Source organism: Pseudomonas sp. R4-34-07, from assembly GCF_003852375.1.
Lineage (GTDB): Bacteria > Pseudomonadota > Gammaproteobacteria > Pseudomonadales > Pseudomonadaceae > Aquipseudomonas.
This window is the reverse complement of record NZ_CP027760.1, coordinates 239,045-264,221: the sequence shown is the minus strand read 5'-3', so window position 1 is coordinate 264,221 and position 25,177 is coordinate 239,045. Positions and strand designations below refer to the sequence as shown.

Annotated in this window: 22 protein-coding genes and 1 tRNA gene; 7 read left to right on the top strand and 16 right to left on the bottom strand. The window is 59.2% G+C overall.

The window, feature by feature from the left end; genetic code table 11:
- The first annotated feature begins 102 nt into the window (after positions 1-102).
- Positions 103-630 carry a DUF962 domain-containing protein gene (locus C4J85_RS01030; RefSeq protein ID WP_124408786.1) on the top strand — a complete coding sequence of 176 codons (528 nt, stop codon included), beginning with the start codon at positions 103-105 and terminating at the stop codon, positions 628-630.
- A gap of 125 nt (positions 631-755) precedes the next feature.
- Here the strand turns inward: C4J85_RS01030 and C4J85_RS01025 are convergent, their stop codons facing one another.
- From C4J85_RS01025 to dibA, 6 genes are all read right to left on the bottom strand, one after another.
- Positions 756-1,736, bottom strand: coding sequence for a sulfate/molybdate ABC transporter ATP-binding protein (locus tag C4J85_RS01025; RefSeq protein WP_124360744.1), 981 nt, complete (start codon positions 1,734-1,736; stop codon positions 756-758).
- Between the two features lie 3 nt (positions 1,737-1,739).
- Positions 1,740-2,612 carry a sulfate ABC transporter permease subunit CysW gene (cysW, locus tag C4J85_RS01020; protein ID WP_122686303.1) on the bottom strand — a complete coding sequence of 291 codons (873 nt, stop codon included), beginning with the start codon at positions 2,610-2,612 and terminating at the stop codon, positions 1,740-1,742.
- 13 nt (positions 2,613-2,625) lie between these two features.
- Positions 2,626-3,444, bottom strand: a complete 819-nt coding sequence (cysT, locus tag C4J85_RS01015; protein ID WP_065949976.1) for a sulfate ABC transporter permease subunit CysT — start codon at positions 3,442-3,444, stop codon at positions 2,626-2,628.
- Between the two features lie 200 nt (positions 3,445-3,644).
- Positions 3,645-4,655, bottom strand: coding sequence for a sulfate ABC transporter substrate-binding protein (locus C4J85_RS01010; protein WP_124360743.1), 1,011 nt, complete (start codon positions 4,653-4,655; stop codon positions 3,645-3,647).
- Between the two features lie 146 nt (positions 4,656-4,801).
- The gene (gene oscA, locus C4J85_RS01005; RefSeq protein WP_010565387.1) at positions 4,802-4,984 is read right to left on the bottom strand and encodes a sulfur starvation response protein OscA; all 183 of its coding nucleotides are present in this window, start codon (positions 4,982-4,984) and stop codon (positions 4,802-4,804) included.
- Positions 4,985-5,283: 299 nt separating this feature from the next.
- Positions 5,284-7,194 carry a phosphodiesterase DibA gene (gene dibA, locus C4J85_RS01000; RefSeq protein ID WP_124408785.1) on the bottom strand — a complete coding sequence of 637 codons (1,911 nt, stop codon included), beginning with the start codon at positions 7,192-7,194 and terminating at the stop codon, positions 5,284-5,286.
- Positions 7,195-7,360: 166 nt separating this feature from the next.
- Between dibA and desA the strand changes: the two genes are divergently transcribed.
- The 4 genes from desA to C4J85_RS00980 all read left to right on the top strand — a co-directional run bounded on the left by desA (position 7,361) and on the right by C4J85_RS00980 (position 12,014).
- Positions 7,361-8,545, top strand: coding sequence for a delta-9 fatty acid desaturase DesA (gene desA / locus C4J85_RS00995; protein WP_124408784.1), 1,185 nt, complete (start codon positions 7,361-7,363; stop codon positions 8,543-8,545).
- A 188-nt stretch (positions 8,546-8,733) separates the two neighbouring features.
- On the top strand, positions 8,734-9,735 hold the full coding sequence (locus C4J85_RS00990; protein WP_124408783.1) for a sensor domain-containing diguanylate cyclase: 1,002 nt from the start codon (positions 8,734-8,736) through the stop codon (positions 9,733-9,735).
- A 172-nt stretch (positions 9,736-9,907) separates the two neighbouring features.
- Positions 9,908-10,801 carry a nitrilase family protein gene (locus tag C4J85_RS00985; RefSeq protein ID WP_124408782.1) on the top strand — a complete coding sequence of 298 codons (894 nt, stop codon included), beginning with the start codon at positions 9,908-9,910 and terminating at the stop codon, positions 10,799-10,801.
- A gap of 13 nt (positions 10,802-10,814) precedes the next feature.
- Positions 10,815-12,014: a hypothetical protein gene (locus C4J85_RS00980; protein WP_124408781.1), complete on the top strand. Its 1,200-nt coding sequence runs from the start codon at positions 10,815-10,817 to the stop codon at positions 12,012-12,014.
- An 81-nt stretch (positions 12,015-12,095) separates the two neighbouring features.
- On the opposite strand, the gene gabT is transcribed toward C4J85_RS00980, so the two are convergent.
- Both gabT and gabD read right to left on the bottom strand, forming a co-directional pair.
- Positions 12,096-13,373 (bottom strand): 4-aminobutyrate--2-oxoglutarate transaminase, encoded by a 1,278-nt coding sequence (gene gabT, locus C4J85_RS00975; RefSeq protein WP_124369168.1) that lies wholly within the window; start codon positions 13,371-13,373, stop codon positions 12,096-12,098.
- Between the two features lie 178 nt (positions 13,374-13,551).
- Positions 13,552-14,994, bottom strand: coding sequence for an NADP-dependent succinate-semialdehyde dehydrogenase (gabD, locus tag C4J85_RS00970; RefSeq protein WP_124408780.1), 1,443 nt, complete (start codon positions 14,992-14,994; stop codon positions 13,552-13,554).
- A 371-nt stretch (positions 14,995-15,365) separates the two neighbouring features.
- On the opposite strand from gabD, the gene C4J85_RS00965 reads away from it, so the two are divergent.
- A tRNA-Arg gene (locus tag C4J85_RS00965) sits at positions 15,366-15,442 on the top strand.
- 889 nt (positions 15,443-16,331) lie between these two features.
- Positions 16,332-17,540: a hypothetical protein gene (locus C4J85_RS00960; RefSeq protein ID WP_177413559.1), complete on the top strand. Its 1,209-nt coding sequence runs from the start codon at positions 16,332-16,334 to the stop codon at positions 17,538-17,540.
- Here C4J85_RS00960 and C4J85_RS00955 read toward each other — a convergent pair.
- The 8 genes from C4J85_RS00955 to C4J85_RS00920 all read right to left on the bottom strand — a co-directional run bounded on the left by C4J85_RS00955 (position 17,537) and on the right by C4J85_RS00920 (position 24,904).
- Positions 17,537-18,082, bottom strand: a complete 546-nt coding sequence (locus C4J85_RS00955; RefSeq protein ID WP_124408779.1) for a sce7726 family protein — start codon at positions 18,080-18,082, stop codon at positions 17,537-17,539. The two genes, C4J85_RS00960 and C4J85_RS00955, sit on opposite strands and share 4 nt — an antisense overlap.
- Positions 18,083-18,671: 589 nt before the next feature.
- The gene (locus C4J85_RS00950; protein WP_124408778.1) at positions 18,672-19,274 is read right to left on the bottom strand and encodes a hypothetical protein; all 603 of its coding nucleotides are present in this window, start codon (positions 19,272-19,274) and stop codon (positions 18,672-18,674) included.
- Complete coding sequence (locus C4J85_RS00945; protein ID WP_124408777.1) at positions 19,271-19,843, bottom strand: RNA polymerase sigma factor; 573 nt, start codon at positions 19,841-19,843, stop codon at positions 19,271-19,273. The genes C4J85_RS00950 and C4J85_RS00945 overlap by 4 nt, the downstream gene beginning before the upstream one ends.
- Before the next feature lie 136 nt (positions 19,844-19,979).
- Positions 19,980-21,602, bottom strand: coding sequence for a VWA domain-containing protein (locus tag C4J85_RS00940; protein ID WP_124408776.1), 1,623 nt, complete (start codon positions 21,600-21,602; stop codon positions 19,980-19,982).
- A gap of 348 nt (positions 21,603-21,950) precedes the next feature.
- A complete protein-coding gene (locus tag C4J85_RS00935; RefSeq protein WP_124370322.1) occupies positions 21,951-23,084 on the bottom strand; it encodes an IS4 family transposase in 1,134 nt (377 codons plus the stop codon).
- A 100-nt stretch (positions 23,085-23,184) separates the two neighbouring features.
- Positions 23,185-23,835, bottom strand: a complete 651-nt coding sequence (locus C4J85_RS00930; protein WP_124365367.1) for a DUF799 domain-containing protein — start codon at positions 23,833-23,835, stop codon at positions 23,185-23,187.
- A complete protein-coding gene (locus C4J85_RS00925) occupies positions 23,832-24,194 on the bottom strand; it encodes a DUF4810 domain-containing protein (RefSeq protein ID WP_124365366.1) in 363 nt (120 codons plus the stop codon). Before C4J85_RS00925 ends, C4J85_RS00930 begins: the two co-directional genes overlap by 4 nt.
- A 29-nt stretch (positions 24,195-24,223) precedes the next feature.
- The gene (locus tag C4J85_RS00920; RefSeq protein ID WP_124356516.1) at positions 24,224-24,904 is read right to left on the bottom strand and encodes a CsgG/HfaB family protein; all 681 of its coding nucleotides are present in this window, start codon (positions 24,902-24,904) and stop codon (positions 24,224-24,226) included.
- Between the last annotated feature and the right edge of the window lie 273 nt (positions 24,905-25,177).

Genomic DNA, 25,177 nt, shown 5'->3' with positions numbered 1-25,177 from the left:
GCGCGCCTGCTCGACTTCACCCTGGCCTTGCGCGATCATCATCAGCAGCCGCTGGCAGCCGACTGACAGGGCATGATCAAACATCCTACTAGAGGAATAACAATGAAAAGCCTCGTCGACCACCTCAGTCAATACGCCGCCTACCACCGCGACCCGCGCAATATCACCAGTCATTTCATCGGCATTCCGTTGATTGTGGTGGCGGTCGCCGTGCTGCTGTCACGCCCCGAATGGGCGGTGGGCGGGCTGTGGCTATCACCGGCGGTGCTGCTGGCGCTGTTTTCGGCGTGGTTCTACCTGCGCCTGGAGCTGGCGCTGGGTGTGTTGATGACGGTGCTGATGGGTTTGTCGGTGTGGGCCGGGCACGTACTGGCGGCGCAGAGCACGGCGGTGTGGCTGGGCAGCGGCGTGGGCCTGTTTGTGCTGGGCTGGGTGATCCAGTTTGTCGGGCATTACTACGAAGGCCGCAAGCCGGCGTTTGTGGACGACGTGTCGGGGCTGATCGTGGGGCCGTTGTTTGTGGTGGCGGAGTTGGCGTTTCTGGTGGGCTTGCGGCAGGACCTGAAACAACAGATTGAAGCGCGCTCGGGGCCGGTGGCTCGTCGCGATCTCAAGCCAAGCGAGGTCTGAATGTGGGAGGGGGCTTGCTCCCGATGGCGGTGGGTCAGCTGATTCATAGGCCAACTGACACTCCGCTATCGGGAGCAAGCCCCCTCCCACATTGGCCCCATTTCACATTTGGCACTGGGGTGAGCTTAGGCTTTTTGCCAGACCTTGGGCTTGAAGAACAGGGTCTCGCCACGGGCCAGGCCGGTGAGGCTGTCGTGGTCTTTTACCACTTCGGCTTCGATCAGCTCGGGTTGGCCTTCGACTTTCAAGGTCACCCGTGTGGTCGCGCCCAATGGCCGAATATCACGCACCTCAGCCGCATGGTGATCCTCCAGCTCATGCCGCGACAGCGACACCTCATGGGGGCGGAACAGCAGGTGTTTATCCTCGCCCAGGTGCAGGCGGTTCGAGTCACCCAGGAAGTGGTACACAAAATCGCTGGCCGGGTTTTCGTAAACCTCGCCCGGTGAGCCGATCTGCTCGATCACGCCCTTGTTCATCACCACGATACGGTCGGCAACTTCCATGGCCTCTTCCTGGTCATGGGTCACGAACACCGAGGTCAGGTTGATATCCTCGTGCAAGCGCGCCAGCCAGCGGCGCAGCTCCTTGCGCACCTTGGCATCGAGGGCGCCAAACGGTTCGTCCAGCAGCAGCACTTTAGGCTCTACCGCCAGGGCGCGGGCCAGGGCGATACGTTGGCGCTGGCCGCCGGAGAGTTGTTCCGGGTAGCGATCGGACAGCCAATCGAGCTGCACCATGTTCAGCAGGTCGTGAACCTTGGTCGCGATCTGGCTTTCGCTCGGGCGCTGGTTTTTCGGCTTCATGCGCAGGCCGAAGGCGACGTTGTCGAACACGGTCATGTGGCGGAACAGCGCATAGTGCTGGAACACAAAGCCGACGTTGCGATCACGCACATCGTGGCCGGAGACGTCCTCGCCGTGGAACACGATGCTGCCGTCATCCGGGGTTTCCAGGCCGGCGATGATGCGCAGCAAGGTGGTCTTGCCGCAGCCGGACGGGCCCAGCAAAGCCACCAGCTCGCCACTCTGGATATCCAGGTTGATGCTGTCCAGGGCCTTGAAGGCATTGAAGTTCTTGCTGACATTACGGACTTCGATCGACATGACTTATTCCTCACCGGCGCTGTTGCGCAGGCGGTTGATTCGGTTCTCGCTCCACTGCTTGAGCAGCAGGATGAAGAGCGCCAGGATCAGCAACAGGCTGGCCACCGCGAAGGCGGCGACGTGGTTGTATTCGTTGTAGAGAATCTCGACGTGCAGCGGCAGCGTGTTGGTCACGCCACGAATATGGCCGGACACCACCGACACCGCGCCGAACTCACCCATGGCCCGCGCGGTACACAGCACCACGCCGTAGATCAGGCCCCACTTGATGTTCGGCACGGTGACATGCCAGAACATCTGCCAGCCGTTGGCACCGAGCAGACGCGCGGCTTCTTCTTCCTGGGTGCCCTGCTCCTGCATCAGCGGGATCAGCTCGCGGGCTACGAACGGCACGGTGACGAAGATGGTCGCCAGCACGATGCCAGGCAAGGCGAACACAATCTGGATGTCATGGTCCTGCAACCACGGTCCGAAGAAGCCCTGGGCGCCGAACATCAGCACGTACACCAGGCCTGCGATCACGGGCGAGACCGAGAACGGCAGGTCGATCAGCGTTACCAATATGCTTTTGCCACGGAAAGAATACTTGCTCACGCACCACGCGGCGCTGACACCAAACACCAGGTTGAGCGGCACCGAAATCACCACGGCGATTACCGTGAGTTTCAGCGCCGACAGCGCGTCCGGTTCAAGGATCGCAGTGAAGAACGCGCCGAGGCCATTCTTCAAGCCCTGGGACACCACGATCAACAGCGGCAGCAGCAAAAACAGCGCGAACACCAGCCAGCCGAGGCCGATCAGGATACGTCGCGAGGTGGCGCTGCCACGCCGGGCGGCGTTGGCCGAGGACGCGGCGGAAATAGACGATTGGGACATGTTCCGCGCCTCCTTATGGACGTTCGATGCGCCGCTGCAACAAGTTGATCAGCAGCAGCAGGACAAAGGAAACCACCAGCATCAGCACACCGATCGAGGTGGCGCCGCGGTAGTCGTACTGGTCAAGCTTGACCATGATCAGCAGCGGCAGAATCTCGGTTTTCATCGGCATGTTGCCGGCGATGAAAATCACCGAACCGTACTCGCCGACGCCACGGGCGAAGGCCAATGCAAAACCGGTCAGCCAGGCCGGCAACAGCGCCGGCACGAGGATGTGACGGAACACTTGCAGCGGCTTGGCGCCCAGGCAGGCGGCGGCCTCTTCGACTTCCCGGGGGATATCGGCGAGTACCGGCTGTACGGTGCGCACCACGAAGGGCAAGGTGACGAAGGTCAGCGCCAGGGTGATGCCCAGCGGGGTGTAGGCGATCTTGAAGCCCAGGTCGGCGGCGAACTGGCCAACCAGCCCGTTAGGCGCGTACAACGCAGTCAACGCGATACCGGCCACGGCGGTGGGCAGGGCGAACGGCAGGTCGATCATCGCATCGATGATCTTGCGTCCGGGGAAGGTGTAGCGCACCAGCACCCAGGCCAGCAAGGTGCCGATCACGCCATTGATCAGCGCGGCGTACAACGCGGTGCTGAAGCTCAGTTTCAACGCCGCCAGCACGCGGGGTGCGGAGATGATGTTCCAGAACTGATCCCAGGTGAGTTGAGCGGCGTGTACAAACATCGCCGCCAGCGGGATGAGCACGATCAGGCTGAGGTACACGACGGTGTAGCCCAGCGTCAGCCCGAAGCCGGGTATGACGGGGGAGATACGACGCGACATAAGAGTCCTTGGTTAAAGGGTAGAAACCACTGTAGAAGCCAGCTGTTGTGGCGAGGGAGCTTGCTCCCGCTGGGCTGCGCAGCAGCCCCAGGGCCAGGCGACCCGATGAACCGTGGGGACCGGTACTGGGAGCGCTTCGCACTCCAGCGGGAGCAAGCTCCCTCGCCACAGAAAGCTCGCTCCTACAGGGATCGGTGTTGTTACTGCGCCGTGTAGATCTGGTCGAACACGCCACCGTCGTTGAAGAATTTCGGTTGGGCAGTTTTCCAGCCGCCGAAATCTTTGTCGATAGTCACCAAGTCCAGTTTCGGGAACTGTTGGGCGTATTTGGCGGCGACTTTCTCATCGCGTGGGCGGTAGAAGTTCTTCGCCGCAATCTCCTGGCCAGCCGGGCTGTACAGGTGCTTGAGGTATTCGGTGGCGATCTCGGTATTGCCCTTTTTCTCGGCGTTCTTGTCGACCACGGCCACTGGTGGCTCGGCGAGGATCGACAGGGAAGGCACGACGATGTCGAACTTGTCGGCGCCGCCGTCTTCTTTCAGCGCCAGGAACGCCTCGTTTTCCCATGCTAGCAGCACGTCGCCCTGGCCGTTGTTAACGAACGTGATGGTGGAACCGCGTGCGCCGGTGTCGAGGATCGGCACATGCTTGAACAGCTCCTTGACGTATTCCTGAGCCTTGGCTTCGCTGCCGCCGGTCTTCAGGCCGTAGGCCCAGGCCGCGAGGAAGTTCCAGCGCGCACCGCCGGAGGTTTTCGGGTTGGGCGTGATCACCGAAACGTCTTTCTTGACCAGGTCGCCCCAGTCCTTGATGCCCTTGGGGTTGCCCTTGCGTACCAGGAACACGATGGTCGAGGTGTATGGGGTGCTGGCATCCGGCAGGCGGGTCTGCCAGTTTTCCGGCAGGGTCTTGCCCAGCTTGGCGATTTCGTCGATGTCGCCGGCCAGGGCCAGGGTCACCACGTCGGCGCGCAGGCCGTCGATCACCGCGCGGCCCTGCTTGCCCGAACCACCGTGGGATTGCTGGATCTTCACGTTGTCGCCCGGGTGAGACTGTTTCCAGAAGCTGGTGAACTCAGCGTTGTAGTCCTGGTACAGCTCACGGGTCGGGTCGTACGAGACGTTGAGCAACTCGTAGTCCTTGGCAACGGCGGAACCGGCAAACACGGCACTGGCCAATGCGGCCAGGGCGTAACGGCGAATCGACGACATAGAAGCTCCTGAAATTCTTATGTTGGCGCAACCCTGTAGGAGCGAGCTTGCTCGCGAAAAACCCAGGAGCACCGCGTTAAACCTGATGCGCTGCGTTATCGTTGGCGTTTTTCGCGAGCAAGCTCGCTCCTACTGGTGGCTTATTCTTAGGCGGGTTTGTTACCCGGGTTCTGCAGACGGAATTTTTCCTTGCGTTCGATCTGTACCACTTGAGCGTTGTGTACGGTGATTTCCACCGCGCCAAACCGCAGATCGCGCAAGGCGCTCTGGATCTCACGCAAAATGGCTGCTTCGTCCTGGCCGTCGACGCTACGTAGAGATGCGCTCATGGTCTCGCTCCTGAAATGAATAGTGCCTGGCAGTGGCGGCACTGCTTGCGGCGTGAGGCGATAGTAGATAAGCGCGGATATTCTTAAAAATACTATTTAAGAATGTTTATATAACCAGAAAGAATTTTCTGACGGGACGTGGGGTTGCGCGCAGGTTTTGCGTTCAGCCACTGAAATTAAGCCGTAATGCAATCCAATGTGGGAGGGGGCTTGCCCCCGATGGCGGTGGGTCAGCCAAGCCTCACCAAGCTGATACACCGCTATCGGGGGCAAGCCCCCTCCCACAGTTTGATCGCATTTCAACTAACGACCGGGGCTCGGTGCCAGTCGATATCGGCCGCCGGCATCGGCTTGCCAAACCAATACCCCTGGCCCATGTCGCACTCCTGGTCCAGCAGGAAGCGCGCCTGCTCCACTTGCTCGATCCCCTCGGCATGCACCTGCATGCCCATGCTTTTGGCCAGGGCGATGACCACGCGCACGATGGCGGCGTCGTCTTCATCCCAGGGCAAGCCGGCGACGAAGCCCTGATCGATCTTGAGTTTCTGCACCGGCAGGCGCTTGAGGCGCAACAGTGAGGAATAGCCGGTGCCGAAGTCGTCAATGGCCAGGCGCAGGCCCAGCTCGCGCAGGCGGTGCAATTGTTCGAGGGCCACTTCCGGGTCGTCCATCACTGCGCTTTCGGTGACTTCCAGCTCAAGGAATGCCGGGTCCAGGCCCGTGTCGTGGAGCACCTGGCCGACTTGTTCATAGAGTTCACGCCGGGCAAACAGGCGGCTGGAGACGTTGATTGCGATAAACCCCAACGGCGCGCCGTCCGCCAGCCATAGGCACATCTGGCGGCAGGCCTGGTCCATCACCCAGGCATCGATGTCGGCGATCAACCCGGTGCGCTCGGCGATGGGGATAAATTCACCCGGTGGCACCAGGCCGCGCTCCGGATGCTGCCAGCGCACCAGCGCTTCCACGCCAATCAAACGGCTGTCCTGCAGGTCGTGCACCGGCTGGTAATAGACGCGCAGCTCCTGCTGGTCGAGGGCGCGGCGCAATTCGCTGGCGATTTCCACACGATTCTGCGCATGAGCCGTCAGTTCCTCGGTGTACAAGGCGTAGCTTTCACGGCCCGCGTTCTTGGCCTTGAACAAGGCCGAGTCAGCGTTGCGCAACAATTGCTCGGCGCTCAGCGCATCGCTGGGGAACAGGCTGATACCGATGCTGGCGCTGATAAACAGCTGGTTGCCGTCAAAAATGAACGGCTCCTTCATGGCCTCAAGCATACGCTGGGCCATGGCTGCAGCCTGCATCACCTGTGGACAACTTTCCGCCAGCACGGCGAACTCGTCGCCCCCCAGGCGCGCCAGGGTCACCCCAGGCCCGAACAGCCCCTTGAGACGGTCGGCCACCAGCTTGAGCAGTTGATCGCCAACGTTGTGGCCCAGGCTGTCATTGATGATCTTGAAGTGATCCAGGTCCATCAACAGCAATGCACAGCCGCGCTTGTGCACGCGTGCCGAGGCCAGCGCCTGCTCGGCGCGGTCGGTGAACAGCAGGCGATTGGGCAGGCCGGTCAGCGGGTCGTGGTGGGCCAGGTGCGCCAGCTCGTGCTCGGAGTCCTTGATGGCGCTGATATCCGAGAACACGGCGACGTAGTGGCTGATGCGGCCCTGGTCATCACGGATGACGCGGATGGTTTGCCACTGCGGGTAAATTTCTCCGCTTTTGCGCCGATTCCAGATTTCGCCGCTCCATTCGCCGCTGCGCTCGAGGGCCTGGAACATCTGTTGATAAAAATTCGACGAATGGCGCCCGGACTTGAACAGGCTCGGTGGCCGGCCCATGACGTCTTCGCGGCGGTATCCGGTGATCTCGATGAACGCCCGATTAACGTGCACGATCAGGCCCTGAGCGTCGGTAACCAGCACGCCTTCGCGGGTGCAATCAAACACCGCAGCGGCCTGTTGCAAGCGTTCACGGTTTTCTTTCAGGGGTTGTTGCAACGCGTGGGCACGGGCAAACCGCGCGCCCATCAGGTAAATAGCCAGCGCGCTCAGGCCTACCCAGACATAGCCGCGCAGTTGCAGCCAATGCGCCAAGACCCGTGGATCATCGATAAAGCTGATTAATAATTGGTGGCTAAGCTGGAGCCATAGAACGGAAATCAGCAGGTATACCAGCCCCGCACGTAGGGCTCCTCGGTATGAAAACAACATATGCTCAGTAATCCTTACCAAAAAAACACAATCGCCCTACGAAGGCTGAGGATTATAGAATAAGAAACATCCAGTCACTTCTATCTGAAAGGGCGGCTGGTTTTCTCTGTAGGCTTAGTGATAATGCGTGAGCTGTTCTTTACTTTATCTGAGGGCCATACAGCCTATGTGGTACAACGGTTTTCTTGACCTGTCAGCCTGGCAACTGGTGGCAGTCACGTTGTTGATGACCCACGTGACCATTATCGGGGTCACCGTCTATCTGCACCGTTATTCAGCCCATCGCTCGCTCGAGCTCAATGCTGGCCTGAAACACTTCTTCCGCTTCTGGCTGTGGTTGACCACGGCGCAGAACACCCGCGAGTGGACCGCCATCCATCGCAAGCACCACGCCAAATGCGAAACCGTCGATGACCCGCACAGCCCGGTGATCAAGGGCCTGTCCACCGTGGTGCGCAAAGGTGCCGAACTGTACCGCGCCGAGGCGGAAAACCCCGAGACCCTGCGCATCTACGGCAAGAACTGCCCGGACGACTGGATCGAACGCAACCTCTACACGCGCTACCCGCTGCTGGGCGTGGCGATCATGGGTGTCATCGACGTGCTGCTGTTCGGCACCATTGGCATCACCATCTGGGCGATCCAGATGATGTGGATCCCGTTCTGGGCCGCTGGCGTCATCAACGGCCTGGGCCATGCCGTGGGCTATCGCAACTTCGAATGCCGCGACGCGGCGACCAACCTGGTGCCGTGGGGCATCATCGTCGGTGGCGAAGAACTGCACAACAACCACCACACCTACCCCAACTCGGCCAAGTTGTCGGTGAAGAAGTGGGAATTCGATCTGGGCTGGGCCTGGATCAAGGTATTCAGCTTCCTGCGCCTGGCCAAGGTGCAGCGCGTCGCGCCGATCGCCCACCGTGTCGAAGGCAAGGGCCACCTGGACATGGACACCGCGATGGCGATCCTCAACAACCGCTTCCAGATCATGGCCCAATACCGCAAATTGGTGATCGGCCCGCTGGTCAAGCAGGAGCTGGAGAAAGTCGATCATTCGGTGCGCCACCAGTTTCACCGCGCCAAGCGCCTGCTGTCGCGGGAAACCAGCCTGCTGAGCGATCGCCACCACGTGCGCATCCAGAGCATGCTGGAACACAGCCATGCGCTGAGCGTGATCTACGAGAAGCGCCTGGCGCTGCAGCAAATCTGGCTCAAAACCAGTTCCAACGGCCACGACATGCTGGCGGCGATCAAGGAATGGGTGCACGAAGCCGAGGCCAGCGGCATTCAATCTCTGCGTGATTTCGCTCACCAATTGAAGACCTATTCACTGCGTCCCGCAGCGGTCTGACGGTACTGCGGGAGGGCTCTCCCTCCCGCACACTGGCTTTTTGGCGCCATTTTCCGGACACCGCCAATCCATCCCGATCACGGAACTTCACCGCAATTCCCCTCTCTCAAAGAACACTTCGCCATCATGGTGACCCCTTGTAGTGACCGCTGTTCCATCCTGCGGCGCGCCCAGAGAGAGTTGTTCCGATGGTTCACGAAAAGCCCTGCCCGACTGACCTGTCCACCGTCCAGCCACCGCGCCCAGCGGCGGCGTCGACCCTGCTGGCGCTGATGCATGCCCAGGGCGAGGTCGAGCGGCTGAGTGAGCGTGAGCAGCTGCTCAGCTCGCTGCTGGTGAGCGTGAACGCGGTGCTGTGGGCCATCGACTGGGAAACGCGTCGTGTGCTGTACGTCAGCCCGGCCTACGAACGGATATTCGGCCGCAGCGCCGGTTTGCTGTTGGCCGATCACCGGGAATGGCGCAACAGCATCCACCCCGAAGACCTCGACTACGCCGAACACAGCCTGGCCCGCGTGCTGGAACAGGGCGCCGTGGAAGACCGCGAATACCGCATCGTCACGGTCGACGGGCAGATCCGCTGGCTCAGCGACAAATGCTATATCAATCAGCAGGCCGAGCCGGGCAAGCCGATGATCGTCGTGGGCATGGCCGAGGACATCACCGAAAAGAAGCAGTTGGAGCTGGAACTGCATCGCCTGGCCACCACCGATGTACTGACCCAGAGCAGCAACCGCCGGCACTTCTTCGAACTCGCCAACCAGGCCTTTGACAACGCCTGTATGCAGGGCACGCCGCTGGCGTTCCTGTTGCTGGACATCGACGACTTCAAAGACATCAACGACAGTTATGGCCACCTCGAAGGTGACCAGGTGCTGCGGCGCATCGCCGAAAGTGGCCGAAGCGTGTTGCGCCGTGGCGACCTGTTCGGCCGCATCGGCGGCGAAGAATTCGCCGCCATACTGCCCGGCTGCGCCCCGGACATGGCCCTGCAGGTAGCCGAGCGGCTGGGCAAGGAAATCCAGGCGCTGAGTTTCAGCGTTGAAGGCCACGCGTTTACAGTGACCGTCAGCCAAGGCCTGACCAGCCTGCGCGAAGACGACTCGACCCTCGACAGCCTGTTCGGCCGCGCCGATGCGGCGATGTATGAGGCAAAACGCCAGGGTAAAAATCGGGTGATCGCGGGTTAGCTCGTATTGGGTTGGCAGCGCTAGTCGCATACCGCGCTACCAGAGGCAGCCGCTGATACAGCAACTGCCTACGCTTCAAAAGGAAACAACCTACTGACGCCCAGCAAAAGAAGACTTCCTATTAAACGGCCCACCCATTCCGGTGGGCTCATAACAATAAGAGGTCTGCACCATGAACGAGTCCACGAGCCCCGTACGCGTCGCCGTTGTGCAATTTGATCCGCAAGTCGGCACCTACAATCGCGCTTCCAACCTGGAAACCAGCCTGAGCCTTGCCCTGCAAGCGGTTAACAATGGCGCCAATTTGATTGTGCTGCCCGAGTTGGCCAATACCGGTTATCTGTTCAACAGTCGCCAGGATGCCTATCTGCATGCCGAGCCCGTTCCAGACGGTCCCAGCCTGCGGGCCTGGATGGATTTCGCGCAGTTTCACCAGGTGCATCTCGTGGCAGGCCTGGCTGAACGCGACGGCATGCAACTGTTCGACACCGCCGTGCTGCTGGGCCCCGACGGCCTGATCCTGATTGGCAAATACCGCAAGGCCCACCTCTGGAACAAGGAAAAGCTCTGGTTCAGCCCCGGAAACCTTGGATTCCCCGTGTTTGAAACCCCCATAGGCCGTATAGGTTTACTGATCTGCTGGGACATCTGGTTCCCCGAGGTCCCACGCATCCTGACCCAGCAAGGCGCCGATATCATCTGCAGCCTGAACAACTGGGTGTGGACCCCACCGCCGCTGTTCGACGAAGCCGGCAAATGCATGGCCTCGTACTTGACCATGACGGCCGCCCACGTCAACAACGTGTTCATTGCTGCGGCCAACCGTATCGGCGAGGAACAGGATGCACGTTACCTTGGGTGTTCACTGATTGCCGGCACCAACGGCTGGCCCATCGGCAAGATCGCCTCACCTAACGAGCAAGCGATTATTTACGCCGACATCGACCTCTCCAGCGCTCGCAGCGCACCGATCTGGAACAGCCTCAACGACCTGCAACGGGATCGTCGCAGCGACCTGTATGACGGGATGCTCGGCTACCGCCTTCACCCGTGCCTGCCACGCTGATGGGGGTGCGACCATGGCTTTCCTACCGACAAAAAAACTGTCATCAGACTCACCTGTTCGCCACCTTGTCATTCTGTTCCTGGCCTCGCTCACCCTGGTAGTGTCACTCACCGGGTTGTCAGTGGCTTACTCCACTTCGGCGCCGGAGCTTTGGCCAAGCTACAACGACATGATGGCCAGCCTGCCCACACCAACAGCGTGGTTGCGTTGGGTGGTCGGCGATATCAGTGAGGTGGCCTTCTACAAACACGAGTTCGCGTCACTCGGCCTGCTGCTAGGTGGCGCTTTCGGTTACTGGACCAGTCGTTATGCCCAGGCCTGGCAAGGCTTCAGCATCGCCTACGGCACGGGGCTCTGGCCCTGGCTGGTGACCAGTTCATTGCTGGGCTTGCTGCTAAGCAATGCGATGTGGGGCTGGACCCTGACGGCAGACGCCTGGCAACCCACGTTCGCCGCCTTTGTTTCGCTGCCGGCGGCCATGGTGCTGCTGTTTGGCGGGGGGTGGAAGGTCACGCTCAATGGCGCCTTGCTCGGCGCGCTTTTGGTGACGCCGAGCTGCCTGTTGCTGGTCAACTACCTGTGCATTCCGCTGGGTTTGCCGGTGGTGATTGGCAATGTATTGGGCATGGCTTTGGGCAGTGTGGTGGCGTTTTTACTATGCCGTGCCCTGCCGGTGCTGGTAAGCCGTGCAGCTGAACCCAGGGCCAGCATCCCTCCCGCCACAGCCCTGAAAATACCCGATTACGGTATACGCTGGACGTTACGTCGGGTGCTGGCGGACTTTTCCGAAGCGCCGTTCTATGGCAATGAGTGGGCCAGCCTGGGTTTGCTCGCTGGGGTGTTGCTGGCTTATGCGCTGAATCCCCTGAGCCCCGCGCATGGATCTGGATGGTTGCCACACCTGATTGCAGGCCAAGCGCTGACCTCACTCATCGGTATTCTTTTGTGGCGTCGGCAATGGCGTGAGCGTGGCTGGTACCCAACCTATGTGCCCCTGGTGTCGGTAGTGCCCGCTGCCGTATTGACCTATGGCGGCAACCCGACAGTGATTGTAGCCAGCGCGATACTGGGCGCGCTGATCGCCCCGCCGCTGGCCTGCGCGATTGCCGGGCGCCTGCCCAGCTACCTGCATCCCTACATCGGCAACGTCTTATCCATGGCGATCAGTACGGCGTTGATCGTGCCGTTCATCGGTGCGGTGATCGCGGATTAACCCAATCAACGCCTGGAGGTGATTCATCAGGCATAAAAAACCCCGCCGACGCGGGGTTTTCTATCGAGAAAAGCGCTGGGCTCAAAGCTCTGCGAAACACTCTTCAATGATTGCCAAGCCTTTGTCCAGCTGCTCGTCCGGCGAGGTCAGCGGCACCAGTACGCGCAATACGTTGCCGTAGGTACCGCAGGACAGCAGGATCAGGCCCTTGTCACGCGCCTTGGCCACCACGGATGCAACGGCAGCGGCGTTCGGTTTGTGGCTATCGCCATCTTCGAACAACTCCACGGCAATCATCGCGCCGAGGGCACGCACTTCGCCGATTACCGGGTATTTGGCCTGGATGGCCTTGAGGCCGGTTACCAGGCGCTCGCCGACGGCCTTGCAGCGGTCCAGCAGGTGCTCTTCTTCGAACACTTCCATCACCGCCAGCGCGGCCGCGCAAGCGATCGGGCTACCGGCGTAGGTACCGCCCAGGCCGCCTGGGGCGATGGCGTCCATGTATTCGGCCTTGCCGCACACACCGGCCAGCGGGAAACCACCGGCGATGGATTTGGCGAAGGTGGTCAGGTCGGCGGCGACGCCCATCTGTTCCATGGCGAAGAAAGTGCCAGTGCGGCCGGCACCGGTTTGCACTTCGTCGGCGATCAGCAGGATGCCGTGCTTGTCGCACAGTTCGCGCAGGCGCTTCATGAAGGTTTTCGGCGCGACGTAGAAACCGCCTTCGCCCTGCACCGGCTCGATGATGATCGCAGCGATATCACGCGGCTCGGCATCGTTCTTGAAAATACGCTCGATGCTGGCGATGGCGTCGTCGTCGCTCACACCGTGCAGTTCATTGGGGAACAGCGCACGGAACACGCCGCCCGGCATCAAGCCCATGCCGGCCGAATACGGCACGACCTTACCGGTCAGGCCCAAGGTCATCATGGTGCGGCCGTGGTACGCGCCGGTGAAGGCGATCACACCGGCACGACCCGTGGCGGCGCGGGCGATTTTCACGGCGTTTTCGACCGCTTCGGAACCGGTGGTGACCAGCAGGGTTTTCTTGGCGAAATCACCTGGCACCTTGGCGTTGATTTTCTCGCACAGCTCCACGTAAGGCTCGTAGGCCAGCACCTGGAAGCAGGTGTGCGTCAGCTTGTTCAGCTGCTCGGTCACCGCTGCGATGATTTTCGGGTGCACGTGACCGGTGTTCAGCACGGCGATACCGCCGGCGAAGTCGATGAACTCGCGACCTTCAACGTCGGTCACGGTGGCGTTCTTCGCGGATTCGGCGAAGATCGGGTGAATCTGGCCAACACCGCGCGGTACAGCGGCTTCGCGGCGTTTCATCAGGGAAGCGTTGGTCTTGCTCATAAAGTCCTCATTCGCCGCTCATCGGGCGGCGTGGCTCAAGGATAGGTGGCGGGGAGGCAACTACGGCAGCATGCGATGATCGACTGCCACAGCTTTCCGGCCACTGCGAATAACGGCGTGAAACACGCAAAGGGACAGCGCTCTCGTGCCCTCTGCGTTTACTGCAATCCTTTACCGGTCAGATGCCCAGGCAGAGGTATTTGATTTCCAGGTAATCCTCGATCCCGTACTTGGAACCTTCACGGCCCAGGCCCGAAGCCTTGATGCCGCCGAACGGCGCCACTTCGTTGGAGATCAACCCGGTGTTGACGCCGACCATGCCGTATTCCAGGGCTTCAGCCACACGGAACACACGGCCCAGATCGCGGGCATAGAAGTAGGACGCCAGGCCAAACTCGGTGTCGTTGGCCATCGCGATCACTTCGGCTTCGTCTTTGAAGCGGAACAGCGGTGCCAGTGGGCCAAAGGTTTCTTCCTTGGCCACGGCGGCGTTTTTCGGCACGTCGGTCAGGATGGTCGGCTCGAAGAAGTTGCCTTCCATCGCCTTGCCACCGGCCAACAGTTTGGCACCTTTGCTCAGGGCATCGGCGATGTGTTCCTGGACCTTGGCCACGGCCTTTTCGTCAATCAGCGGGCCGGTGGTGGTGCCTTCTTCCAGACCGTTGCCGATCTTGAGCTTGGCCACGGCCACTTTGAGTTTTTCGGCGAACGCGTCGTAGACCGAATCCTGGATGTACAGGCGGTTGGCGCAGACGCACGTCTGGCCGTTGTTGCGGTACTTGGAGATGATCGCGCCTTCGACAGCCTTATCCAGGTCGGCGTCGTCGAACACGATGAACGGCGCGTTGCCGCCCAGCTCCAGGGAGACTTTCTTGATGTCCTTGGCGCACTCGGCCATCAGTTGACGACCGATTTCGGTGGAGCCGGTGAAGGACAATTTACGCACGATCGGGTTGCTGGTCAGCTCGCCGCCGATGTCGCTGGCGCTGCCGGTGACGACGCTCAGCACGCCTTTCGGGATGCCGGCACGGTGTGCCAGCTCAACCAGGGCCAGGGCCGAGAACGGGGTTTGCGACGCTGGCTTGATCACCATGGTGCAACCGGCGGCCAGGGCCGGGCCGGCTTTGCGGGTAATCATCGCCGCAGGGAAGTTCCACGGGGTAATGGCAGCGGTCACGCCGATCGGCTGCTTGATCACGATCAGGCGCTTGTCGGGCTGGTGGCCGGGAATCACGTCACCGTAGATGCGCTTGGCTTCTTCGGCGAACCACTCGATAAAGGAAGCGGCGTAGACGATTTCGCCCTTGGCTTCGGCCAGCGGCTTGCCTTGTTCGAGGGTCATCAGGCGGCCGAGGTCGTCCTGGTTTTCGATCAACAGTTCGAACCAACGGCGCAGCTTGTTGGCGCGCTCCTTGGCGGTGAGTGCACGCCAGGCCGGCAGGGCCTTGTCGGCGGCTTCGATGGCGCGGCGAGTTTCGGCGGCGCCCATCTTCGGCACGGTGCCGAGAATCTCGCCCGTGGCCGGGTTGTTGACCTTGATGGTTTGACCGTTGTCCGCATCGACCCAAGCGCCATCGATGAAGGCTTGCTGGCGGAACAACTGGGTGTCTTTAAGCTGCATGTCGGCTTTCCTTAACAGCACCGCGCGCGCGCGGAGCGAATTAGAGTTGTTGAAAGGCGCCTGGTGGGCTGCCGTCAGGGAAATCGGCCTCGGTGCGCAAGAACCAATAACGTGCGCACGGGAGACAGAGCGTTTGAAATCTCAAACGAATCCTAGGATCAATGGGGGTACAGGGCAATAGGATGTTCGAAAAAAAGAACAAAAACGGCATATCCGTCAGACCTTTCTGATCAGCGTAGTCGCACTTGGTTTCACCGCACTGATCGATGGCCCCCGGCCCAGAGCCTGCACGCGGCGGTTTCCTACACTTAAAGGCCCAAAGACCGGCATGGACGCCCAAGGTCGACATGGGTATGATGTCGCCCGCACAAGCATCCGTAGCTCAGCTGGATAGAGTACTGCCCTCCGAAGGCAGGGGTCGTGGGTTCGAATCCCGCCGGGTGCACCAGATATGAAATGAGAAAGCCCCAGGTTGAGAGACCTGGGGCTTTTTTGTTTTAAATAATTAAAACTGAGAGGTACAAGAAAAATGAAGCGCAGCGAGATAAAACGCCGCCCTTTAGCCGCCCCTCTTAACGCAACATACTCACGCGCTGGGCCGCATGCTGCCCTGTCGGTATTAATCGGTTCGGCCTCAGCGAGGGCTCGCTCCCGGAATGCGCAGTAACTGCGCAAATTGCGCACAGGAAGCACGCAGCTCGGTACGCATTAGGTGCGTACCGGCAGCAAACTCGCACTTCTGGTTCGCAACCATCAAGGCGCGAACCAAACCGGTCGCCTGTTATCAGAAGTTATGGTTGCCAAGCGCTGATTTCCACTGTGGTTTTCAGGGTTTTGCAGTCTTTTCCACTGGCAACCTGACCACTTTGGTTGTGACCATACAAATGAGCATAGGGAGGGACGTTCAATACTCCCCCCCGACCAGCTCAGATGTCTGTGTCCATACCAGCCAGGCAAGATTGTTGCCGATGATGTCGAAACATCACCTCCAAAAATTCGAGAGGCGGCCGTCAAGGTGGATGCCCGATCAATATCCTGGCGGGATGGGGTGGTGAAATACCGCGCCAGACAAATCCTTAATGCGCCAGGCAATACTAGACAGGCCCTAGACGGATTTTCGCCGATGGGTCTCGTCTGAATTTCCCCCAGCGCAAGCAATACGCTGCCCCCAGCGTAAACGCTGCGTGCTGGCGACTGATGCTCGTCAAATATTCACCAGAGGGGACGGCCAGTTAACTCTGGACCAGAATCAGAAACTGCTCGCCTTGCCACCTCGCCAAACTGCAGATTGAAAAACCCAGCCAGACTGGCTTTTTGCCACCCATGGGCTAGCATCAATGATTGCCACGCAGGGCGTAACGTTAAAACAAGTTATTCAAAATAAAAAATACCTCTCAGCATCCATTGGGGCACGCTGGAATTTTAATTACTGCCCCAATAGTCAAATTTTCCTAATAAAATGCAAGGAGCGCGACATGCAATATGTAGCATGCTTAAGGGTAGGGCAAAACGATATAAAAGCTCTCATCAATCTGGAGCCTGATAGGAAAGATGTATTTACTCCTCTCTTGGATATGAGAGGAGATGATGACCGACACTTACAGACATTTTTGGCAAACTGGACTGATCACCCATTTTTCCTAGATGTATCTAGAGTAAGAAAAGATGTCGGAGAGGACTTCATTGGAGGCAACGACCTTCACAACGCTAGCGATGCCTTTGAAAATAAACAGCAGTTTTTTCTAAACACCCAGCAAACAAATAATCAACTAATCCCAGTAATTTCATGGACCGACGATGATCCGCAAAGAGACGTTATTCAGTTAGCTCTATCTGCAGAGCGAAACTTCAACCAAATCGCAATTCGAGTTTTCTGCCCTGAAAAACCGACCTCTGCATCTTGGGCCAGACTTTTATCAATCCTAGACTCTCTAAATCTGCCTAACTTCGCGCATGTGATACTGGATTTCGGGGCAACCTCACCGGCAAGTACGGCTGCAGGCTCCGAATTCAACCATTCATTGAAGCAGCTTAATGTTTACAACTTACAAAGCGTAATACTGCTTAGCACTTCATTCCCTATCGACAAACCAGCGTCTAATACCTCTCGATCCTCTGCTTGTTATGACGTCGCTTGGCAGTCAAACATTGACCGCAACGGCATAAATCCTAGCCCCACATATGGCGACTACGCGGCAACCAACCCAACCGCACCTATGGAGTACATTCCAGGGATGCCAGTGCTACCATTCGGTTGTTATTACACTCCAACGGAATGGTGGCAAAGACGGAAAGGAGGAAATAAAGAATTTGCAAATTATATCGAAATAGCACAAGAGGTTAGAAACCTACCAGGTTATCATGGTGATGATTTCTGTTGGGCCACTCGTGAGTACTCCCGAATTGTCGCAACCTCTACTGGATACGGCAACAATGGAACATGGAACGGTTATAGAATCAATCAGCATATCTGCGCAATGATTTTATCTATAACCGACGACGCTAATGATGAGTTTGACGAATTAGATTTTGACGATCTTATCTAAGAGTATCGATTCTTAAGAGTTTGCAAAACGCAATCTCTAATATCTGCCAGAGGAAGTGCGTCGCTAACTTTATGACGCACATCCTTAATCAGGTCCTTCCCGCGAACATTGATACCGAAACTCTTAGCCAGAGAGTCGAGCTCGTCCCGCCATAAAAAACCAGTCAAATGAAATTTATCCTGCGACCTATTCGACTTAGCGCTTCTTATCATCGCCATCCCTGAATAATCGTCTACTACCAGTATTCCTACAGTGGGTATAGAGACTTCTAGCGCCTTAATTAAGTGTTTCGAATGACAGCAAAGCCATACCTCATCAAAACAGGCTAAATAAGCTTCTTGCTGACCTCCCCACCTACTCAAAGTATCCGCGTGAGACTTTATCTCAAATGCACTCAACTTCCCGTTGGCATGAACGAGGTCAGCCCGCCGAGCCTTATCAATAAAGCAAAGCTCTTCAATGAAGACATCCTGAGCATCATGGGGCATCACTCTCGTGATCCATTGCTTAAGGAGAGGTCGTATTTCGGTTGGATTTAGCATGGAGCGATTATAGCCTTCGATTTTGAAGTCTTCACAGTAGATCTGAAGGGTGCTCGACGAGAGGATGTCGGCCCCCCTTCCAAGCCGGGGAGCTATAGCATCACCAAATCTTATCGCGCCTCAGCAGGAGCCAAGCCTAGCATCGAGGAAGTCTGGTCCGGTAATACTCATCTGGTCGGGCGAATACGTAAAATGAACGCACCCGAATGACCACTACCCTGATCCGGCGGGGAAGTGCCACGCGGCGCCAGCACCATCGCCGCGAATGTGTGGCGATGGCTCCTCAAATGTGAGGACCGAGATAATTGGGCAGCTTATGGACTGAACCATCAGAGGAGTGATGGTGGTGACGTTACCGTTCGTCGGGGATAGAGCAATGCAAATAGACGGCTTTTTCAGCCCGCGTGAAACGGGCCACCACGCCCCAGCAGCAAGCGCCGTGTATCCCCAGGTGTATCCCTTTAGAGCGCACAGAAGACAAACCCTTTAAATACGGCAACGTTAACTTTAGGTTCAAACGGCGCCGGGACCAGATACGAATGAAAAAGCCCAAGGCCGAAAGACCCGGGGCTTTTCCGTATATGCCAATTCAACGCTTCCGCAACGCCTCCAACCTCCCCGGCAAATCCTCCCCGGGAAAGCGCTTATGCAGCGCCAGCAGCTTCTCATCAGCCGCCTTGCGCTCTCCCGCCTCACGCAACTTCACGATCGCCTGCAACTCCTGCTCCAAAGACGGCAATGCAACCGGCGCGGCCTTGCTGAGCTTTGCCGCTGGCGGGGTCGCCAGCGCATCTGCGGTTTCAGCCTGAGCCGGTGCACTTTCAAGCCTGGGCGCCGCTGCCATTCGGGCCATTGGCGCGGGGGCGGAGAAGGCTTGCGGCGTTGGCTGGGCGGCTTCTTGGTGGCGCGGGGCGGAGAATGTCGCGGTGGAGATTTCGGGCTGCGGCACGGGGGAGCGTGTGAGTACGCCGATCATCAGCGCTAAACCTGCGACGGTGGCGAATGCCATTTGCCAGCGCGGGCGTTGGCAGGCGTGCAGCCAGCGTTGCCACAGGTTCGGTTGTGGCGCCGGGGCTTCGCGGCGGGCGGTGTTGAGGATGAAGGCGTCGAGGGACGCGGGGGGTTCGCCGGCGCTGTGTTGACGGTAGTGCTGGAGCAGTTCGTCGTCTGGGGTGGGTCGAGTGTCAGTCATACAGTTACCTCGTCGGCCAGCAAGCGCCGCAATTTCTGCAGGGCGTAGCGCAGGCGGCTTTTTACGGTTTCCAGCGGGGCGCCGATGAGCGTGGCGATTTGGGGGACTTCGAGTTCGCCGTGCAGGCGCAGCAGGAAGACTTCGCGCTGGTCTTCGGGCAGGTCTTGCACGGCGGCGTCGAGGCGCGCCTGGTCGCGGCTCAGGCTCAGGTGTTGCTCGGGGCCGGCGCTGTGGTCGGCCTGGGCGTGCAGCTGCTCGTCGTAGCTGTCGTGCAGCGGGTTGTGGATGCCGTACTTGCGCCAGTGGTCGATCAGGCGGTTGCGCGCGATCTGGAACAGCCACGTACGAAAACTCGCCCGGCCCTGTGGCTGGGTGGTGCTGCGGATCAGGCTGAGCCAGGTGTCCTGGTAGATTTCCTCGGCCAGTTCGGGTTTGTTGCACAGGGACAGGAGGAAGCGGTACAGGCCTTGGCGGTGCCGGGCGTACAAGGCTTCGAAAGCAGCGGCGTCGCCGGTTCGGTAGCGGGCCAGCAGCGATTCGTCGCTGGGTGGATCGTCTGGGACGGCCATGTGCTGGGGTGAACTCCTTTTTGTCAGCCGAAGCAGGATTAACTGTGGGAGGGGCTTGCTCCCGATGGCGGTGGGTCAGTATCGGACATGCTGGCTGACACACCGCTATCGGGGGCAAGCCCCCTCCCACATTTGGTCAGCGTTTCAGGCTTTGGGCCAGTTCGACCAGCTGTACGAACTCGTTGCGCAGGCCGAACGGGTCGTCGCCGCGGGCTGAGCGGGCCAGTTTGGCGGTGTCCTGCAAACTCATGCTGCCAGTGTAGCGGCCATCGCCCTTGAGCTGTTGGGCGAAGGCGGCCACGGCGGCACTGAAGCGCAGGTCGTCACTGGGCTTGGTGGATATTTTATCGACGGCCCGTTCGATCAATTGGCTATCACCGCCCGCCGCAGGTTTGTAGCGTACGCGCACCGTCGCCAATTCTGCCGAGGTGTTTTCAGCCGCAGGCGCCCTGGCATAGCGCAACGGCTCCAACCAGCCCTTCTCGCCCAGGGGTACGATTTCGTACAGCGCGGTCAGCGTGTGCCCTGCGCCGATTTCGCCGGCATCGACTTTGTCGTTGTTGAAATCCTCACGCTTCAAGGCGCGGTTTTCATAGCCGAGCAGGCGGTACTCGCTGACCTGTGCCGGGTTGAATTCCACCTGCAATTTTACGTCCCGCGCCACCACCGCCAGCGTTGAGCTGAGCTGGTCTACCAACACCTTGCGGGCTTCGCGCAGGTTGTCGATGTAGGCGTAGTTGCCCTCACCGGCGTCGGCCAGTTGCTCCATCAGGTGTTCGTTGTAGTTGCCCACACCGAAACCGAGGGTGGTCAGCGAAACGCCGCTTTTGCGCTGGTCGACGGCCATTTGCTTGAGGCTTTCGAAGTCGCTGATGCCCACGTTGAAGTCACCGTCGGTAGCCAGCAGGATGCGGTTGATGCCCTTGTCGATAAAGCCTTCGCGGGCCATCTGGTAGGCCAGTTCGATGCCGGACGCGCCAGCAGTGGATCCACCGGCGGTGAGTTGGTCGATAGCGTTGCGGATTTTGGTTTTGTCGCGGCCCGAAGTCGGCTTGAGCACCACGCGGGACTCACCGGCATAGACCACCAGCGACACGCGGTCCTGATCACGCAGTTGATCCACCAGCAATTTCAGGGTGCTTTTCACTAATGGCAAACCTTCGCGACGATCCATCGAGCCGGACACATCCACCAGGAACACGAGGTTGGCCGGCGGCAGGTCCGCCACGGCGCGGTCGGACGCTTTGATGCCGATGCGCAGCAGTTTAGTCCGTGGGTTCCATGGTGTGGTGGCGACTTCGGTCGTGACGCCAAAGGGTGAGCCATCGGTAGGCAACGCGTAGTCATAGGGGAAGTAATTGACCATTTCCTCCAGTCGCACCGCGCCTTCGGGCGGCAGGCTGCCTTGGTTGAGGAAACGTCTGACATTGGCGTAGCTGCCGGTGTCGACATCCACGCTGAAGGTGGAGACCGGGGTTTCGGCGACGCGATGCACCGGGTTGTCGGGCAGGTTGGCGTATTGCTCGCGGGGTTCGCTGCGGTAGTCCATGGTCGCGGTCTCGCGCATTTGCATCGGTGCAGGCATGGCCATGCGCTTGACCAATACGCCCTGGGCCGGCGCACGCTGAAGCTCTGCGACGGGTTCAGCCGGTTTCGCCAGGTCAGGCGAGGACGACAGCCCGCAACCGGCCAGCGCCACCAGCAGGGTAAGGGAGAAGCCTTGGGCAGCAGGACGCAGGAAGAGCAGAGGGCGGGACATGGGCTGAACCTCGTGAGTGAATAGTCCGTTCACAAGGTCAGACGCGAGGTATGCGGGGTTCGGGTTAATGCTCTCGATTTAGATAACAGCAGAAATCAGTGTGGGAGGGGGCTTGCTCCCGATGGCGGTGGGTCAGCCACCAGATGCAGTGGCTGACACTAAGCTATCGGGGGCAAGCCCCATATGCGCTAACCAAACCTCCCTCCCCACAACTCGTCCTGCTGGCGTCCTCGTTTTCGTGGGGATTCACGCAGTGCCTGGCTGATATCTCCCCACTTCTCGATACACGTAAACAACGACAAGTGGGGATTGATCGCGCTGCAAAGTAGCCAGTAAATAAAGGCCATCTCACGCCAGTGACAACGGAGTGGCGGCACTTCCTTTTTCTGTCTCGTCTCCCTCGATAGGGGAAAAATGCTCGCCCGCTGCGATTAACCGCTCAATCAGGCAAGCCACTAATAATTTCCCTTGCAACCATGCTTTTGCGCCTTCCGGATTTTTCTTTCTGAGGTGGGATAACCCCAGCAATGACTTCATCCGCTTGAACGCCAACTCCACCTGCCAACGGTGCCGATAGAGAGCCAAAACCTCCTGCGTATCCAGGCAGTCCAAGGTTGTTACCAGCACCACGTAACCGGCCGCTTCCATCGTTTCAGGTTTCAATTGCTTCTGCTTTTTTTGCCCGACTCTCTTGAGCTTGCACTCGCTTTGCGATCGCTGCTCGTCGGTTTTTCGATAGGCGCACACACGTACTGCAATATCCCCCTTTGAACCTTTCATCACAGCTGCCCACTCGCCCGTTTGCCCTGGCTGCAAGGTCCGTAGTCGCGCCAGTTGCTCAAAAGGCGACCCTTGCTCATCGCTAAGCGGCAGGCTGCTCAGGTTCATTCGTACCAGGATGTCACCGCCTGCATTGAGTACATGATTGACTCCACGCCGGTTGGCAAACCCTCGATCCGCGATGAAAACATCGCCCTGCTGCACCGAAAACCGAGTCAACGATTCGCCTGTTTTGGACGGTGTCACTTGCACTTCACAGCAACGCAACGTGCTGATATCCATCGTGTAATGCAGCCGCCATGTTGAGGTGACCGCGCCAGGCTCCATTACGACACTGCCATCAGCAGCCAGTATTCGTCTCCCCAGCAGCGCCGGGCATTGCATGGCCGCGACCGGCGATTGTTGGATCAACTGCTCTGTGATCCAACCTAGCCAGGCCCCCGATTTGTTGACCCTCTTGAGAAGGCCCACGTCTGATAACTCCAGCAATTTCCCTGTACGCGCTCGCTCTACCGTTTCGACCATCGAGCAATCGGCGCTCATGTACATCAATAATGTGCGCAATAGACTCTCTGGCCCGCTGAATCGGCGACCGAACTTCAGGGCCCCCAGCTCTTTTGCCTTGGCTTCCCATCCAGGCGGTAGTAGTGCCAGGAGCTTGGGCCAGTCTTCATTCAGTTTTTGTGTTGGGTCTATTGTCACTGCTCTCGCATCCTAAAGAGTCAGACTTGATTATATCTTTTGGGGTTTGGTTAGCGCATATGGGGGCAAGCCCCCTCCCACATTTGATCTGCAGAGCCTATCAGTCGGTGCCGTATTTCGGGTTGCGCGGGCCGTACAGGATGCCGGTGCGCTGCCCGGCCGACAGCAACCGTGCACTGGTGATACCCGCAATCGGGTGCGCCGCGTCGGTGGAACTGTTGATCACTTGCTTGACCGCCGCCGTAATCAACATACCCACCAAGCCACCACTGTTGTTGTTGCCCTCCTCGCTCGACGCACGCGCCGTGCCGGTCCACAGGGTGGTGCCGGTGCGCAGGTCCACCAGTTTGGCCGAGGCGGTCACCGAGGTGTCGCTGGAGATCAGCATGTACTTGGTACCGTACTCGCTGACAGTGATGTACAGCGCGGCGTCTGCACCAAAGATGTCATGCAGCTTGGCCGGCAGTACGGCCTGGATATCGTTGGCGGTGGTCAGGCCGTTCTGGCGGAAGGTTTCGTCCACCAGGGCGATCGGCAGCACGTAGTAGCCGGCTTCGGCCAACGGGTAGGTGACTTGCGACACCAGGCTGTAGGACGCCTGCACTTCCGGCGATTCGTTGATCGGCGGCAGTACCAGGATCGACTTGGGCCGCGCCTGTTTGTAGGCTGAGTAATCAAACGTCTTGGGCGCCGCGCAACCGCCGAGCAAGGCCAGGGCCAGCAGGGCGCCGGTGAGTTTTAACAGGCTCATTTAGTGGCGACTCCGGTCTTGGCGTTTTTCAGCAGAAAGTCCATGTAGGCGGCCGACTCAGGGAACAGCGCCTTCTCGGTACGAAACTCCTGCACCATCTGGTCGTCCTTGCCCATGTTCATGTACAGCATGCCCAAATGCGCGTGGTAGCCCGGCGGCGCCTTGCGGCCGGTGGCGTTGATTTTTTGCAGGTCGCGCTCCAGTGCCTCGACCTGCGCTTCCTTGGGCTCACCCTTGAAGTATTCGTAAACCTGCGGCTGGTAGCTTTCCCATTGATACAGGGGCTGGGGCGCCGTCTGGCACCCGGTTACCGTCGCGATTGCTGCCAGCGTCAGCGCCAACTTCACTGCCTTGCTCATCCGTGTACTGCTCCTTGAGGTGTTGCTGATCAGTTACGTGGGTTCCAGGCGCCGGCGTTGATGCCGTCCACCAGGCGGTTGATCGCTTCGCGCATGGCCAGGTCAAGCACCTTGCCATTGAGGGTGGAGTCGTAGCTGGCGGTGCCGCCGAAGCCGATCACTTCACGGTTGGACAGCGCGTACTCACCGGCGCCCTGGGTGGAATACACCACTTCGGAGGTGTTGATATTGACGATATTCAACGCGACTTTGGCGTAGGCCACTTGGGTCTTGCCACGGCCGAGGATGCCGAACAGCTGGCGGTCGCCGGTTTCCTTGCGGCCGAACTCGGTCACATCGCCGGTCACCACGTAATCAGCGCCCTTGAGCTTCTGCACGGTGCCTTTGATTTTGGCTTCCTGGGAGATTTCGCCCATGTTGTCGCGGTCCAGCACGCTGAAGCGGTTGGTCTGCTGCAAGTGGGTGATAAGGATAGTCTTGGCCTGGCCACCGAGGCGGTCGACGCCGTCGGAAAAGATACCGCGCATGTAGCTGGAGCGGTTGTCGAACTTGCCCACGGCAATCGGTACACGCACGCCGGAATAGGCCACGCTGGCGCTGGCGACTTGCTCAACCGGCATTGCGCGGTTGCTCTCGGTGGCGCAACCGGCCACGGTCAACAGCGCTGCGGCGGTGAGGCCCGACAGCAGGATTTTGGACAGTGTCTTCACGTGTTGCTCCTAAAGTGAGAATCGGCAGAGCGCAGGGCTGCGGCCATTTTCGGGGAGGGGAACACGTGCGTCTGTATTCATCCCTGAACCTGTCGTGCCGCAACGGCTGCGGCATTTTACGGGGTTGAGAGCGGTTCTCAAGGTGTTTTGAATAAACGCAGGGTTAAGTGATGAATGGGGCTGCTGAGGGAGGGAGGGAAACCGGATCGGCCTAAAGTTCTGAGCCGACGTGCCGAGACCCTGACCTGGTTCATTCATTAATAGGGATATTGC